The 13,341-nt window shown below is 40.2% G+C and carries 12 protein-coding genes and 2 riboswitches; of the genes, 8 read left to right on the top strand and 4 right to left on the bottom strand.

Annotation, left to right across the window (positions count from 1 at the left end; translation table 11 throughout):
* Positions 1 to 48 precede the first annotated feature (48 nt).
* Positions 49 to 312 carry a YhfM domain-containing protein gene (locus tag ABC382_RS04450; protein WP_322610903.1) on the bottom strand — a complete coding sequence of 88 codons (264 nt, stop codon included), beginning with the start codon at positions 310 to 312 and terminating at the stop codon, positions 49 to 51.
* Between the two features lie 230 nt (positions 313 to 542).
* On the opposite strand from ABC382_RS04450, the gene ABC382_RS04445 reads away from it, so the two are divergent.
* Positions 543 to 923 carry a PH domain-containing protein gene (locus ABC382_RS04445; protein ID WP_322610902.1) on the top strand — a complete coding sequence of 127 codons (381 nt, stop codon included), beginning with the start codon at positions 543 to 545 and terminating at the stop codon, positions 921 to 923.
* A gap of 96 nt (positions 924 to 1,019) precedes the next feature.
* Positions 1,020 to 1,370 (top strand): YkgJ family cysteine cluster protein, encoded by a 351-nt coding sequence (locus ABC382_RS04440; RefSeq protein ID WP_322610901.1) that lies wholly within the window; start codon positions 1,020 to 1,022, stop codon positions 1,368 to 1,370.
* A 44-nt stretch (positions 1,371 to 1,414) separates the two neighbouring features.
* On the opposite strand, the gene dnaN is transcribed toward ABC382_RS04440, so the two are convergent.
* Complete coding sequence (gene dnaN / locus ABC382_RS04435) at positions 1,415 to 2,548, bottom strand: DNA polymerase III subunit beta (protein WP_322610900.1); 1,134 nt, start codon at positions 2,546 to 2,548, stop codon at positions 1,415 to 1,417.
* Positions 2,549 to 3,293: 745 nt separating this feature from the next.
* Here dnaN and ABC382_RS04430 point away from each other — a divergent pair.
* From ABC382_RS04430 to ABC382_RS04420, 3 genes are all read left to right on the top strand, one after another.
* Positions 3,294 to 3,905 (top strand): C39 family peptidase, encoded by a 612-nt coding sequence (locus tag ABC382_RS04430; RefSeq protein WP_322610899.1) that lies wholly within the window; start codon positions 3,294 to 3,296, stop codon positions 3,903 to 3,905.
* Between the two features lie 161 nt (positions 3,906 to 4,066).
* Positions 4,067 to 4,250: riboswitch (cobalamin riboswitch) on the top strand.
* Positions 4,251 to 4,280: 30 nt separating this feature from the next.
* Positions 4,281 to 4,406 carry a hypothetical protein gene (locus ABC382_RS04425; protein WP_312506848.1) on the top strand — a complete coding sequence of 42 codons (126 nt, stop codon included), beginning with the start codon at positions 4,281 to 4,283 and terminating at the stop codon, positions 4,404 to 4,406.
* Positions 4,407 to 4,478: 72 nt separating this feature from the next.
* Positions 4,479 to 5,201 (top strand): hypothetical protein, encoded by a 723-nt coding sequence (locus ABC382_RS04420; RefSeq protein WP_322610898.1) that lies wholly within the window; start codon positions 4,479 to 4,481, stop codon positions 5,199 to 5,201.
* Between the two features lie 592 nt (positions 5,202 to 5,793).
* Here the strand turns inward: ABC382_RS04420 and ABC382_RS04415 are convergent.
* Positions 5,794 to 7,731, bottom strand: coding sequence for a GTP-binding protein (locus ABC382_RS04415; protein ID WP_412926624.1), 1,938 nt, complete (start codon positions 7,729 to 7,731; stop codon positions 5,794 to 5,796).
* A 182-nt stretch (positions 7,732 to 7,913) separates the two neighbouring features.
* A riboswitch (cobalamin riboswitch) is annotated at positions 7,914 to 8,100 on the top strand.
* A gap of 126 nt (positions 8,101 to 8,226) precedes the next feature.
* Between ABC382_RS04415 and ABC382_RS04410 the strand changes: the two genes are divergently transcribed.
* The 3 genes from ABC382_RS04410 to ABC382_RS04400 all read left to right on the top strand — a co-directional run bounded on the left by ABC382_RS04410 (position 8,227) and on the right by ABC382_RS04400 (position 12,020).
* Positions 8,227 to 9,222, top strand: coding sequence for an ABC transporter substrate-binding protein (locus ABC382_RS04410; RefSeq protein WP_274797068.1), 996 nt, complete (start codon positions 8,227 to 8,229; stop codon positions 9,220 to 9,222).
* 59 nt (positions 9,223 to 9,281) lie between these two features.
* Entirely contained in the window at positions 9,282 to 9,959 is a 678-nt protein-coding gene (locus tag ABC382_RS04405; RefSeq protein ID WP_412926623.1) for a precorrin-3B methylase, read from the top strand.
* Between the two features lie 72 nt (positions 9,960 to 10,031).
* Complete coding sequence (locus tag ABC382_RS04400; RefSeq protein WP_412926622.1) at positions 10,032 to 12,020, top strand: S9 family peptidase; 1,989 nt, start codon at positions 10,032 to 10,034, stop codon at positions 12,018 to 12,020.
* An 83-nt stretch (positions 12,021 to 12,103) separates the two neighbouring features.
* Here the strand turns inward: ABC382_RS04400 and ABC382_RS04395 are convergent, their stop codons facing one another.
* Complete coding sequence (locus ABC382_RS04395) at positions 12,104 to 13,300, bottom strand: class I SAM-dependent rRNA methyltransferase (protein ID WP_312506853.1); 1,197 nt, start codon at positions 13,298 to 13,300, stop codon at positions 12,104 to 12,106.
* Between the last annotated feature and the right edge of the window lie 41 nt (positions 13,301 to 13,341).

Here is a 13,341-nt window from a genome sequence, read left to right as displayed (position 1 = left end):
TTAAACCATCATTTCTTGTCGTAGCCCTAAATAAACGGAAGTGTTTTTTTATTGCCGAACAAGGGCTATGAGTGCCTCGGTATAATCCTTTGAGATTGTGTAGATCGTATGTGTGTCTTTCGTATTCATGAGCACACTGCTTTGTCCATTCTCACCTAGCCAAAGATGATAGCCATATTTGTTGCCAGCAGTATCCACTACTTGCAAATCATATTCAGGTGAAGCCATATCCACACCGCCTTCGTTTTTGACGGCTGTAGAAATGGCATGTTGGAATAAATCAAGTGATTCCTCATCCTCATATATAACCATAAAATCAGTATTTATTTGACCAAATTCAGCTCCAATTGAGAGGCTGACCTTAGTTAACTGCCACCTGGTAGCCTCTCTTCATTACAGCCAAAGAGGAAAACGGCGAAAAAAGCAACCATCATTACACGCAACTCCTCACCTCCTATAAACTAAATAATACCATCATTTTCTTGTCGTAGCCCTTGTATCTTTGTAATACATTAAATAAACGGAAGTGAGAGGAGAAGATCATGGGATTATTTGATGGGTTAATCGGCAATGCAAGTGAGGTCGATTTAGATAAATTACAGCAGGAAGTAAAGGATTTATTAATTCCACATGAAACAATCAAAAATGCCTATAAAATTATAAGAGATACGTTTATTTTTACCGATAAACGATTAATCCTCATTGATAAGCAGGGGGTGACGGGTAAAAAAACCGAGTACCATTCCATTCCCTATAAAAATATTGTGCATTTTTCAGTGGAAACAGCCGGCACATTTGATTTAGATGCAGAGCTCAAAATATGGGTATCAGGCAGTTCGTTACCGATTCAAAAAAACTTCAACAAGGCGACAAATATTTATAAAGTACAAAGTGTCTTAGCTCAGTATGTTCTAGTAACCTAATGTATGGTATAATAAGAGTAACATTTACAAAACACATCGTCTAAAGCCCGCATGTATGCGAGGCTTTTTTTGTTGTGCAATGAAAGGGGAATGAAGATGGAAAACTTACCATGTGAAGGGTGTAAGGGGTTATGCTGTGGTCCAGTTCCAATCACAGAGAAGGAATTAAAGAACATAAAAAAGAAGCTCAAATCGATGCCTAGCAAAATGCGTTTAGAGCTTAAAAACCAACAACGATTTGAGGGTACATGTATTTTTTACGATATACAAAAGGATCGATGTGGCATCCATGCCGTACGACCTGAAATTTGTAGAATGTTTGGCTATTACAAGGAGCTAGTTTGTTTTCGAAAACCAGCAGTCGCAACTAAAACGATGGATACTTCAGCAATAGCAAATCATATAGGTATCTTATCGTTAGATTATACGTGGAAGGATTTTGAGTAGTTATCAATTTATAAGAGATACTAGGCGGGTAAACGCCTAGTCTTCTAATAATACGAACGTACTGGTGAAATAAGGTGAAGGGAAGAGGAATGATCAACCGGTTCAATGAAGATGGGTCTCATTGTACCACCAAAACTTACTTTAATCTCTTCATCTTTTATTACCTTTAAAGCATCCATTAAAAAACTGCCATCCAATGAAATACGTAGGTCACGATCACCGTTAATCGCTTTGATAGGTTGGGTTTCTTCTATTTTTCCTATTTCGGAGGAGTTGGAGGAAATTTTTATTTTACTCCCATCGATAATTTCTAAATTGACATTGTTATTTTTCCATTCGTTTGCAAAAAGGCAAGCTCTATCAATACCCTTTAATAGTTGTTTCCTGTTAAGCGGAATGATTGTCTTCGAATGATTTGGTAAGAGTTCAAAAACATTGGGATAAGTTCCAGCTATTAATCTTGTATAAAGTAAGGTAGTAGTAGATTTAAATATCATATAGTTGTCTATTACAAATAATTGTATTACACCCGATTCGTTATTTATGAGTTTCATCAGCTCACTTAGGCTTGTTCCTGGAACGGTAAATGAGCCATTTATGCTTGATTCTATTGCATATTTTCTTAAAGCTAATCGTTGGGAATTCGTTGCAACACACGTCAATTGATTCTCTTTGAATATCATATTTACTCCTGTCAAAACAGGTCTCGACTCACTTTTTGCGACTGCAAACACAGTTTGTTCAATAATTTCCATTAGTACTACACTAGGGATTTCAATATAGTCGGTTTCATCAAATAGAGGAAGACTTGGGTACTCTTCAGAATAAAAGCCATTTAAATTTGTTACAATTTCGCCAGATTGAATAGTTACGAATTGTTTTTCATTCACGTTTATATGTATTTTATTAGGCAATTTCTTAACAAGCCCACTTAAAAATTTAGCAGAAATCACAACACTACCAGGTTGATAAATCTCCAGTACTTTTACTCCGTCAATCGTTAGAGGAATCACTCTCTCAATGATCATATCAGAATTGCTTCCGACAAGTACTAAACAATGATCAAAAGCGATTATCTTAATACCTGCCAGAATGGGGAACGGTGTCTTTAAAGACACAGCTTTAGTAACGTCCGAAATAGTTTTGTTAAAACATTCATGATCTATAATAAATTCCATACAACACCTCATTTAATTGTCTATGAAACTATTTCGACAAAAAACAAGAATATCCTATCAAAATCAATAAGGAATTTTTCTGAATAATGGATGATTTCTGACTAAACTATGGTAAAATAAACCATAATAGTAAACAACGATAATTCCTTTGATTGGAGGTTAACCAGATAGATGAAAAGAGGAAGCGCAAATTTCAGGTCATTGGTATAGTTTTAATGATAGTCCTATTAGCTGCGGCGTTTGTGTTATTTTTCTTAGGTCATTATATGGTGGCGTTTGCCTTATTCGGAATTTTTATGCTCGTTCTGAATTTTGTTAGCAATTGGAAGGGACTTGATAATGCAGATTACGTTTATAGAAAAGTTCATAAGCATAATGAGAAGTGGTAATGGGGTACGCAAAACTTTGTAAGTTGAATAAGAAGCTATTACATAAAACCGCTAGAGGATATGACCGTCTCTAGCGGTTTCCAGTTTCATCGAGTTTAGTAACTCATTACATAAAAAAGCATCACCAAAGAGGAGGAGTCAATTGGAGCTTTTATCATGAGGAAACTATATGGCTTTGGGTACGATGCTTACTTTATTACTAGATATAATGGTAGATGGATACCGTTTGGAATTAAAGAAGGTTGTAAATAAATGTACTTTAATGGGTTCGATTGTTTAATTATGCGCTAACGACGATGCAAGTAGAAGGGCTTTGAATATTGTTGTGATTGGCAGCAAAGCATTGGGGGAGTAGTATGTTTATAATTAGAACAGCTATTTTATGGATTATTATATCAACTATGATAAATGCATATTTAATGACATTTCCTGTTCCTGTTTTACGAAAAAGAGGATACCCAGCTAACTATCTAATTAAACGAAATAATAGAATCGATATACAAAATAACAGGGAATGTGCAGGATTTTCAACAGCGTATGTGCTGCGACATTTTGGAATAGAGGCCGATGGTGAAGCATTATATTCTAGTTTCCCTAGTAAAATGAGGTCAGGTAATGTGTATCCAAAGGGCATCCGGACGGTGTTAAGGAAAAAGGGATTGAAAACAAGCTATTTTAAAGGAACAATAGATACATTAAAGTATGAAGTAAGTAAAGGAACACCCGTAATTGTTTTCATTAAAGTACATAAGGATTTTAATAATTTGCATTTTGTCCCTGTCGTAGGATATGACGAGCAGTTTGTCTATCTTTCAGAATCATTAAGGCAACTGGTGAATTGTAATGATGCTAACAATAGCTATAATCGTAAAGTTACTATTAAGGAATTTAAAAAATTGTGGAATGTAAAAAATATTTATATGCCTCTTTATAGCAATACTTATATAACAGTAGAACCTTTATCTTAACACACCGGTGCGATTAGGGTTACAGGTATGTGAAATAGAGGTTTTGTAAGTAAATGATAGTTTGTAAAATGTTGTGAAAATTGACTTTTAATTCACAAAGATTTACAATTGAGTTTAATAATTTATAAGGGATAAGGGTAATACTAAATTCCTTATCAACTAAATAGCGTGTAGTAATAGGTGTAAATTGCGTGCAATTTGCTTAAAAGGGAAGTCGGTGAGAATCCGACACTGTCCCGCAACTGTAAATGTGAGCGACTTTTCAGCATCCACTGTCTTTGGACGGGAAGGAGAAAAGAAGCGATGATCATGAGTCAGGATACCTGCCTGTTACGAGTACACACCATAAACCTACGAGGAATAGGAGGTGGCATGTTGACAAAACAGAATGCTCTGTTCGTCACAGTACGTCAAACGCCCAAAGTTCATGAAGGGGTTCATCATCGGGCTCATTCACATTTACTTCGGGTTTGTTTGGCATTGTGTGATGAAGAAAGTTAATGTAAAGGATTTCCTCAAAGAATAGGAAGTCCTTTTTTGTTTTGAAAAAATGTACGCAAAGGGGATGCACGTATGATGTATGTAGAAATGAACATTTGTAAGCAACCACGCACAGAAACAGCCAAGAAAGCGAAAACGAGAATGGCGGTTGAATCACTGATCGATCAATTATTAGCAACGAAGCTCATTCGCAATGATCGTTTCTTTGAGCAAATTTTATATAATAAAGATATTATTTGGATCCAAAATGGGGAGGTCAATGGTCATCTTTTTGCGAAGGCATCGGTAACGGATCAACTGAAAACGAAGACCAATAGCTTTATGATGTATATGCCGTCCAATCCAATTGTCTATGAGGTGAATGGGGAGCCGTACCATTTCATAACTCGTATTGATTCAACACGAGCAAAGCCTAATCTTGAACGGCTGACATTCGAGCCAAAGCCTATTTTAAGTGCTGCACGAGTGAATGATTTACTATGCTCGATTGTGATGCGTTTTTATGAAACGTATATACAGGATTTAGCACCACAGCACGACAAACTCATCGCATTTGTACAGCAGGAATATGCCCAGTTCATTGAAGCGGTACAAGAATTAAATAATGATCATTTCAACTGGCATCCGCGCGGTAACGGCCATGAGCTTTTGCTGAAATTAATTGATCATTTACAACTTATCAAAAGTCATCCAGGCAAAGTGTTAATTGATTTCACAAACTCGCATGACTATGTAATCGTCCAACCAGCATATTTCGTGCACAAGCCAACAAAAAAAGCAGTCGGTGCCCTATAAATATAAGCCCTCCAACCAACGGAGGGCTTATTTTAATTAAAGAATATCGCTGCTTGAGTGAAGAATACCCGCGAAAGGAGAGGAAACACCCGCGTTTGAGCGAAGAATACCCGCGGAAGGGGAGGAAATACCCGCGCAAGAGCGAGGAATACCCGCGAAAGAGGTAAACACCCGCGCTAGAGCGAGGAATACCCGCGCAAGAGCGAGGAATACCCGCGGAAGGAGAGGAAACACCCGCGCAAGAGCGAAGAATACCCGCGAAAGAGGTAAACACCCGCGCAAGAGCGAAGAATACCCGCGGAAGGAGAGGAAATACCCGCGCAAGAGCGAGGAATACCCGCGGAAGGAGAGGAAACACCCGCGCAAGAGCGAAGAATACCCGCGAAAGGAGAGGAAACACCCGCGTTTGAGCGAAGAATACCCGCGGAAGGAGAGGAAACACCCGCGCAAGAGTAAGGAATACCCGCACTAGAGCGAAGAATACCCGCGAAAGGAGCAAACACCCGCGCTAGAGCTAGGAATACCCGCGGAAGGAAGAATCCCTGCCGCCAAGAGCAAATCCCCACGCGAGCGGTGCCACCCAATCCCGATATTATTGGCAATGCATGGCGGCTTGTGCTTCTTGCCAAGGGACGGTGTAGCCTTTGCCTTTCGCGCAAAAGATGCTAGAGGAACTATATTCAGGGTCGGCATTTTTATCGTAGCCAATTTGTGCAATGACTTCCTCGGGGTTATGGCACACATCATAGCCGTCAAACTGTAGTGTTAGTGCGCCCTTTCCATTTGTATAGGCAGCAAAGGTTGTGCTATAGCTCATCAAAGTGGCAACGGGCGCACGTCCTGTTAGCACTACATCTGTTTCCGTCAAGATTGGGTCATCGAATGTACCCGCTGCTTGTTGAATGTCGGTCATCATGCGGCCAATAAAGTCATTAGAGGCTTTCATTTTAAAGCGATAGTATGGCTCCAGTAAGACATTCTGCGCTTGCTCAAGTCCTTGGCGTAACGCTCGGAAAGTAGCTTCTCGGAAATCACCGCCCGATGTGTGTTCATTGTGCCCGCGACCTGTCAACAGCGTAAAATGAACATCGGTTAGCGGGAAGCCTGTCAGTAGTCCATGATGCTCCCGTTCAAATAAGTGCTTTTCAACAAGTCGTTGGTTACCTACTGATAAATCATCCGCATGACAGGCATTGCTAAAAGTTATGCCTGTTCCACGTGGATTTGGCTCCATTAATACATGCACTTCCGCATAATGCTTGAGTGGCTCAAAATGGCCATAGCCTGTAACCGTTGTCGCAATTGTCTCCATGTATAAAATTTGTGGCTCTCCGAAAGAAACGACTAATGAAAAACGCTTCTGTAATACCTCAACAAGTACCTCTAGCTGAATAACGCCCATTATATGCACGTGGATTTCCTGGAATTTTTCCTGCCAGAGAACACGCAATGAAGGCTCTTCCGCTTCTAACAAACGAAAAATTTGTAGCACTTCTTTAATATGTTGGTCGCCTTCATATTGTACCTTTGCCTGTAAGGTTGGGACGAGCTCGTACGGCTGCGATTGTGTAGTACTGCCAATGCGGTCTCCAATAGTTGCCTGACTTAACCCTTTAACAGCAAATATCTCACCCGCTTCAACATGTTGAACGGTTTCAAAGCGATTGCCATTATAAAGGCGAATTTCTGTGATTTTTTCTGTTGTCTCGCCAAAGGTAAATTCATCCCGCACATGTAAGGACCCCTGCATGGCCTTCATAAAGGTTAAACGCTGGTGGCTGTCGTGTCGTATTTTAAAAACCTCTCCCTGAAACGGTGCATCCTGTTCAAAATGAGTATCGGTTAATAAAGGAAGCTGGGCAATAAATTCCTGAATGCCCTCATCCTTTAAGGCCGAGCCTGTAAAGCAAGGGAAAGCACATTCACTTGTAATCATGTCCTTTAGCTGTGCTAGACATTGTTCATGTTCCAACGATTCATTCAAAAAGGCATCGAGTAATTCTTCATCTCGCTCTGCCAGCCATTCCATCATACTACTAGAAAGATAATCTGCTCGAAGCGGTTCATCGATCAACAAGACATCTGGTGAGCAATCTTTACGTAGCTGCTTCATGACTGCCTCTACGTTGGCCCCTTCACGATCGATTTTATTGATAAAAAAGAAGGTTGGGACATGATATTTACGTAACAGCTGCCATACTGTTTCTGTATGACCTTGCACGCCCTCCACTGCACTGATAATAATAATGGCGTAATCCATGACTCGAATGGAACGCTCCATTTCAGGGGAGAAATCGACATGCCCTGGTGTATCAATTAACGTGTATGTATCATCGCCGATGTTCATGCGACCTTGCTCGGTAAATATGGTGATGCCACGCTTGCGCTCTAATTCATGATTATCGAGAAAGGTATCCTGGTGATCGACACGGCCTCGGGCTTGAATACTATTTGTATGAAAAAGTACTTGCTCAGAAAATGTTGTTTTCCCTGCATCGACATGGGCAAGTACACCAATTGTTTTGTACATAACCAATCCTCGTTTCTATCCATTGCTATCTTCCCATTGTAACAGAATTCTCGTAGAAATATTTCTTGTAAAATAGTTCGTCTTTATGTCGAAATAGTGCTAATATAATGGGGATTATGGATGTCACGCCATGTTCCTCATTGCGTGATTAATCTTCTTCTGCTAGTCTATCAATAGTATTAACCATTATAAAATGTATTGGTGCAAATGGCATTTGTCATTTGCTTAAAAGGGAAATCGGTGTAATTCCGATGCTGTCCCGCAACTGTAAATGGGGAGTCTATACAACGTGCCACTGTAGTGTAGCTATGGGAAGGCGTATAGATGATGAACCTAAGCCAGGATACCTGCCAATATGAACAGTTAACTAAGAACCACGAGGATGGGGATAGTGATAAAGGTGACCATACCATTTTTTCACTATGCTTCTCTCTTGGCGACAAGAGGGTTTTTTTATGCCCTCAAAACTATATTCATAACAAAGGAGATTAGGACATGAAGAAATGGAATAGTTTATGGCTCATCATGGTCATTGCCTTAGTAGCTGTTTTAGGCGCTTGTAATGCAACGGACAACAAAGAGTCTGCAGAACAGGGTGAAAAGGTTGAGCCGTCCGAGACAGCAACAACAGAAGTAACGATCGAAAATAATGATACAACGCAAACATACAAGGAAGCACCAAAAAAAGCGATTAGTTTAAATCAGCATGTAACGGAAATCATGCTGGCATTAGGATTAGAGGATTCCATGGTAGGAACAGCTTACTTAGATGATACAATCTATGAGCCATTACAAGAAGCTTACGATAAGGTCCCTGTGCTTTCAGATCAATATCCAACGAAGGAGCAAGTAATTGATGCCGAGGCGGATTTCTTATATGCAGGCTGGAAAAGTGGCTTTGGTGAAAAGGGCGTAGGAACTCCGGAAGAGCTAGAGGCATTAGGGATTCATACGTATTTACATACAGCTTCCAATATGACAAAGCCGACATTAGAGGATATTTTCACTGATATTCGCAATATCGCGAAGATTTTCCGGGTGGAGGATCGTGGAGAAGCCTTAATTGAGCAAATGACGAAAGACGTAGAAAACGTACAGTCGAAATTACCGAAAGATGATGAAAATTTACGTGTGTTAGTGTTTGACAGCGGTGAAAAGGATATCTTTACAGCTGGTCAAAACTTTATGAATGAGCTAGTGACCATCGCTGGTGGTCAAAATATTTTTGGCGATGTGGAATCCGGCTGGACAACCGTATCAAAAGAAGATGCAGTAGACCGTAACCCAGAGGTGGTGGTTGTCATTGATTACGGTGAAACAACAGCAGAACAAAAGATTCAATTCTTAAAAAATGATCCCGCATTGAAGGAGATGGAAGCTGTTAAAAATGAGCGCTTTGTTATTCTTCCGCTATCAGCAGCATCTGAAGGAGTTCGAGCAGCAGAGGCGATTGAAATTTTAGCAAAAGGCTTCTATCCTGAAAATTTTTAATCTAACAACAATCCGAGCTAGCGTTTTTGCTAGCTCCTTTTTCATAAGGAGAGATATCCATGAATGCATTTCAAAAAAACGTACCAGATCAAACCTTCGAAACACTTAGCCAACAAGGCGAATTTACACGCTTAGCTGTCAGTCCTGGCATTATTAATAAGCATTACACGCCAGCACAATTTCAAAAAATAGCCGAGATTGTTGGAGAAAAGGGGGCAATTAAGTATTCGGCTTCTTATAGTATTTTAGTATCCGTCCCGACGAGTGCTGCCGCACAAGCTGTTCAAGCCTTACAGGAAGCGGGTCTACATATCGCACCAGCAGGACCTAGTATCGTCATGAAGGCATGTGATTTTTGTGATGGTGAAAAAATGGAGGCAGTGCATATTACAGAACAGCTCTATCATACGTTAGAGAGGATTCAGGTCCCTTCGAGAGTGCGTGTTAACGTGAATGGCTGTGCCTCTGCCTGCTATAACCCATCTTTTGATGATATAGGACTCGTTTATCAAAACGAAAGCTTTGATGTTTATTTAGGGGCTATACCGATGGGGGCAAAGGCACAGGCTGGCACATTATTCGCAAAAAGGGTAGGGGTAGAACAGATTGAAGGCTTTGTGCTACAAATTATAAGCCTTTATCAGGAGTATGCACGTCCTCATGAGCCCTTTTATAAATTTTATCGTAGAACAAAATCCACTGAATATTGGGAAATAGTAAAAGATTCTATTAAATAGCAGGAATATTACTTAGGGTGTCGAAGTATTGTAATAAGGCAATAAAAATTACAAATCCAAAGGAGTAAGAACATGACATCGAAACAAGGAATTCAACCAGAAGATCTTTATCACTTAAAATCGGTAGCAGATCCCCAGCTATCACCTGATGGCACTGAGGTAATATATGTAGAGACGCGTATTGATGAAAAGAAAAAAGACTATATATCCAATTTATTTTACATACACTTGAAGGATAGAACGCCAAAGCAATGGACATTTGGAGAGGATAGAACAAGTTCTCCTGTTTGGTCTCCGGATGGCAGTCAAATTGCCTTTTTGTCAACGAGAACGGGGCAGCCCCAAATTTATGTTTTGTCAAAAGCGGGGGGTGAGGCAAAACAAGTGACACATTGTAAAAATGGTGCGTCATCTCCTGTATGGTCACCGTGCGGAAAGAAAATTGCCTTTTCTGTTAAGCTAGGGAAGGATGAATCTATCTTAGACAAGGTGGAGGATGAAAAGAAAGAAGAGAAAGAAGTAAAGCCTCTCGAAATAGACAAGATGAAACATAAATCAGATGCAGGTGGGTTCTTGGATTTGGAGCAGTTTACCCACATTGCCATCGTCGATTTGGAATCGGGTGAGCTTGAGCAAGTGACGGAAGGAAATGAACATTTCCATCTTGATACATGGTCGCCAAATGGACAATATCTTACGTATTTAGCAGATAAAGCGGAGGATTTAGATTTCTCATTTAATATCGATATTTTCTTATTAAATGTAGAGACAAAAGAGACGCGCCAGCTTACGCAAGGAACAGGCATGTATTATCAAACTTCATGGTCACCGAATAGTCGCTTTATTTCCTATGTAGGAAGTGAAAGAGAATTTGAAAATGCTACGCAAGCTAAGCTATGGGTGTATGATTTGCAAGACAATGTGCCGACATGTATCACAGGTGAATTTGATGCACCGATTGGGGATTTTGCTATTGGAGATTTCCTACAAGGTGTAGTGACACCACGTGTTCAATGGCTGAACGATAACAAAAGCTTCTACTTCCAAGTAACAGATCATGGCAATGCGGCGATTTATTTCGGTAATATAGAGGGCGAAATCTACCCAGCTATTCACGATGATCAATATGTCTATGGTTTCTCACTTGATGCTCAACAGGATAAAGCAGTTGTTGCTATTAGCACAACAACAAATCCTGGCGATTTATTTTACATCAACTTGCAAACAGGTGACAGAGAACAGCTAACATCCATCAATGAAGAATTTTTAAAGACGAGAACCTTATCGGTACCAGAAGCCATTGAATTCGAAGGAGCAGAGGGCTGGAAGGTTAACGGCTGGATTATGAAGCCAGTTGGCTATGAAGCTGGGAATAAATATCCTCTCGTTCTTGAAATTCATGGTGGGCCACATGCCATGTATGCCAACACCTATTTTAATGAGTTCCAAATCTTAGCTGCTCAAGGCTTTGCTGTGCTTTATACGAACCCACGTGGTAGTCATGGCTATGGACAAACATTTGTCGATGCAGTACGAGGTGATTATGGTGGTAATGATTATCAGGATCTGATGGCTGCCGTAGACTACACGTTGGAGCACTATGATTTTATTGACCAAGACCGTCTTGGTGTAACAGGGGGAAGCTATGGAGGCTTTATGACCAACTGGATTGTTGGCCATACGAACCGCTTTAAAGCTGCCGTGACACAGCGTTCCATTTCGAACTGGATTAGCTTCTATGGTGTTAGTGATATTGGCTATTACTTTACAGACTGGCAAATTCAAGCGGGCTTTGACGATATAGAGAAGCTATGGCATCATTCTCCACTGAAATATGTAGATAATGTGGAGACACCTTTATTGATTTTACATGGTGAAAAAGATTATCGCTGTCCGATTGAGCAGGCAGAGCAATTATTTATTGCCTTAAAGCATCGTAAAAAAGAAACAAAATTCGTGCGTTTCCCTGAGGCTAATCATGAGCTATCTCGAAGCGGAAAACCAACGTTACGAATTAATCGACTCGAATATATTCGCGATTGGTTTGTGAAGTATTTATAAGGTTTTATTCGTGGCTTAAGAACTTTCTTAGGCCACTTTTTTACATAAAAAAAGAATCACAGCAAAGTGTGATTCCCTCCTAGTTAGTCGATCTTTTGAATGAATACGACCTTCAAGTAATTAAATTCAGGGTATTCCCGAGGCACACGGAAATCCTTCGGTAAACCGTATTCCTCGACAATTTTATAGCGTGTACGAGTCTCTTTAAAGGCTTGGTCAATAAAGCTTTTAAACTTTTTCATACCAAAGCTTGCATTATTGGTAGAAGCAACAATGATACCGTTTTTGGCCGTAATCGCAATCGTGTCCTTCAGTAATTTAGGGTAGTCCTTCGCCGTTGAAAACGTCATTTGCTTCGTACGTGCAAAGCTAGGTGGGTCTAATACGACAAGGTCGAACTGTAATGCATGACGCTGCGCATATTTAAAATAATGAAAGACATCCATCACTTTTATATCCTGTGCTTCATAATCAATGTCATTGACACTAAATTGCTCAATCGTTTTAGCTAGACTGCGTTTAGCTACGTCCACACTCGTTGTTTTATTAGCGCCTCCGAGGGCAGCTGCCACAGAAAATGCCCCTGTATAGGAGAACGTATTGAGCATGTTGGTGCTGTTTGCATAACGCTCACGTATAGCCAATCGTACCTCACGTTGATCAAGGAAAATCCCCGTCATCGCACCATCATTTAAATGAACCGCATAGGTCATGCCATTTTCCTTCACCAAAAGGGGAAATTCGCCAGGCGTGCCCATGACAAAATCATCCTGTTCCATGTACTGCCCTTTACTATCAAAGCGTTTTTTCTCATAAATGGCTTGGTAGTTGACTGTTTCAGCAAGCGCCTCATAAACCATTTCTTTAAATGAATAAATGCCCTCACTATACCAACTCACCATATAGTACCCATTAAAAAAGTCAATTGTTAAACCACCAATGCCATCTCCTTCACCATTAAAAACTCGGAAGGCAGTCGTGTTGTCATTGTTAAAAAATGCTGCACGATTGTCGATCGCTTTTTTGAATTTTTTTATGAAAAAAGCTTTATCAATCGTTTCGTTGGCATCTGTTGTCAGCACCCAGCCAATCCCTTTATTTTGGATACCGTAGTATCCTGTGCCAATAAATCGATTATGGTGATCCATCAGCTTCAGGAGCGTTCCTTGCTCGGTAGGCAGCTGTTTTGCATTCACTGCATCCTTTGAAATAAGCGGGTAGCCTTTTCTTAATTGATCGGAAAATGGCTGTTGTATTTGTAGAGCAATTGTTTGTGTCATCGTGTCATCCTTTAAAAAACGTTTTGCTCTATTATCGCACT

It is taken from the genome of Lysinibacillus phoenicis (assembly GCF_047238325.1).
GTDB lineage: Bacteria > Bacillota > Bacilli > Bacillales_A > Planococcaceae > Lysinibacillus > Lysinibacillus irui.
This window is presented reverse-complemented; position numbering and strand designations above follow the sequence as displayed.

Bases quoted from the DNA above. Each gene is read 5' to 3' on its own strand.
- ABC382_RS04450 (WP_322610903.1), bottom strand. From the start codon at position 312: ATGGTTATATATGAGGATGAGGAATCACTTGATTTATTCCAACATGCC.
- ABC382_RS04445 (WP_322610902.1), top strand. From the start codon at position 543: ATGGGATTATTTGATGGGTTAATCGGCAATGCAAGTGAGGTCGATTTA.
- ABC382_RS04440 (WP_322610901.1), top strand. From the start codon at position 1,020: ATGGAAAACTTACCATGTGAAGGGTGTAAGGGGTTATGCTGTGGTCCA.
- dnaN (WP_322610900.1), bottom strand. From the start codon at position 2,548: ATGGAATTTATTATAGATCATGAATGTTTTAACAAAACTATTTCGGAC.
- ABC382_RS04430 (WP_322610899.1), top strand. From the start codon at position 3,294: ATGTTTATAATTAGAACAGCTATTTTATGGATTATTATATCAACTATG.
- ABC382_RS04420 (WP_322610898.1), top strand. From the start codon at position 4,479: ATGATGTATGTAGAAATGAACATTTGTAAGCAACCACGCACAGAAACA.
- ABC382_RS04415 (WP_412926624.1), bottom strand. From the start codon at position 7,731: ATGTACAAAACAATTGGTGTACTTGCCCATGTCGATGCAGGGAAAACA.
- ABC382_RS04410 (WP_274797068.1), top strand. From the start codon at position 8,227: ATGAAGAAATGGAATAGTTTATGGCTCATCATGGTCATTGCCTTAGTA.
- ABC382_RS04405 (WP_412926623.1), top strand. From the start codon at position 9,282: ATGAATGCATTTCAAAAAAACGTACCAGATCAAACCTTCGAAACACTT.
- ABC382_RS04400 (WP_412926622.1), top strand. From the start codon at position 10,032: ATGACATCGAAACAAGGAATTCAACCAGAAGATCTTTATCACTTAAAA.
- ABC382_RS04395 (WP_312506853.1), bottom strand. From the start codon at position 13,300: ATGACACAAACAATTGCTCTACAAATACAACAGCCATTTTCCGATCAA.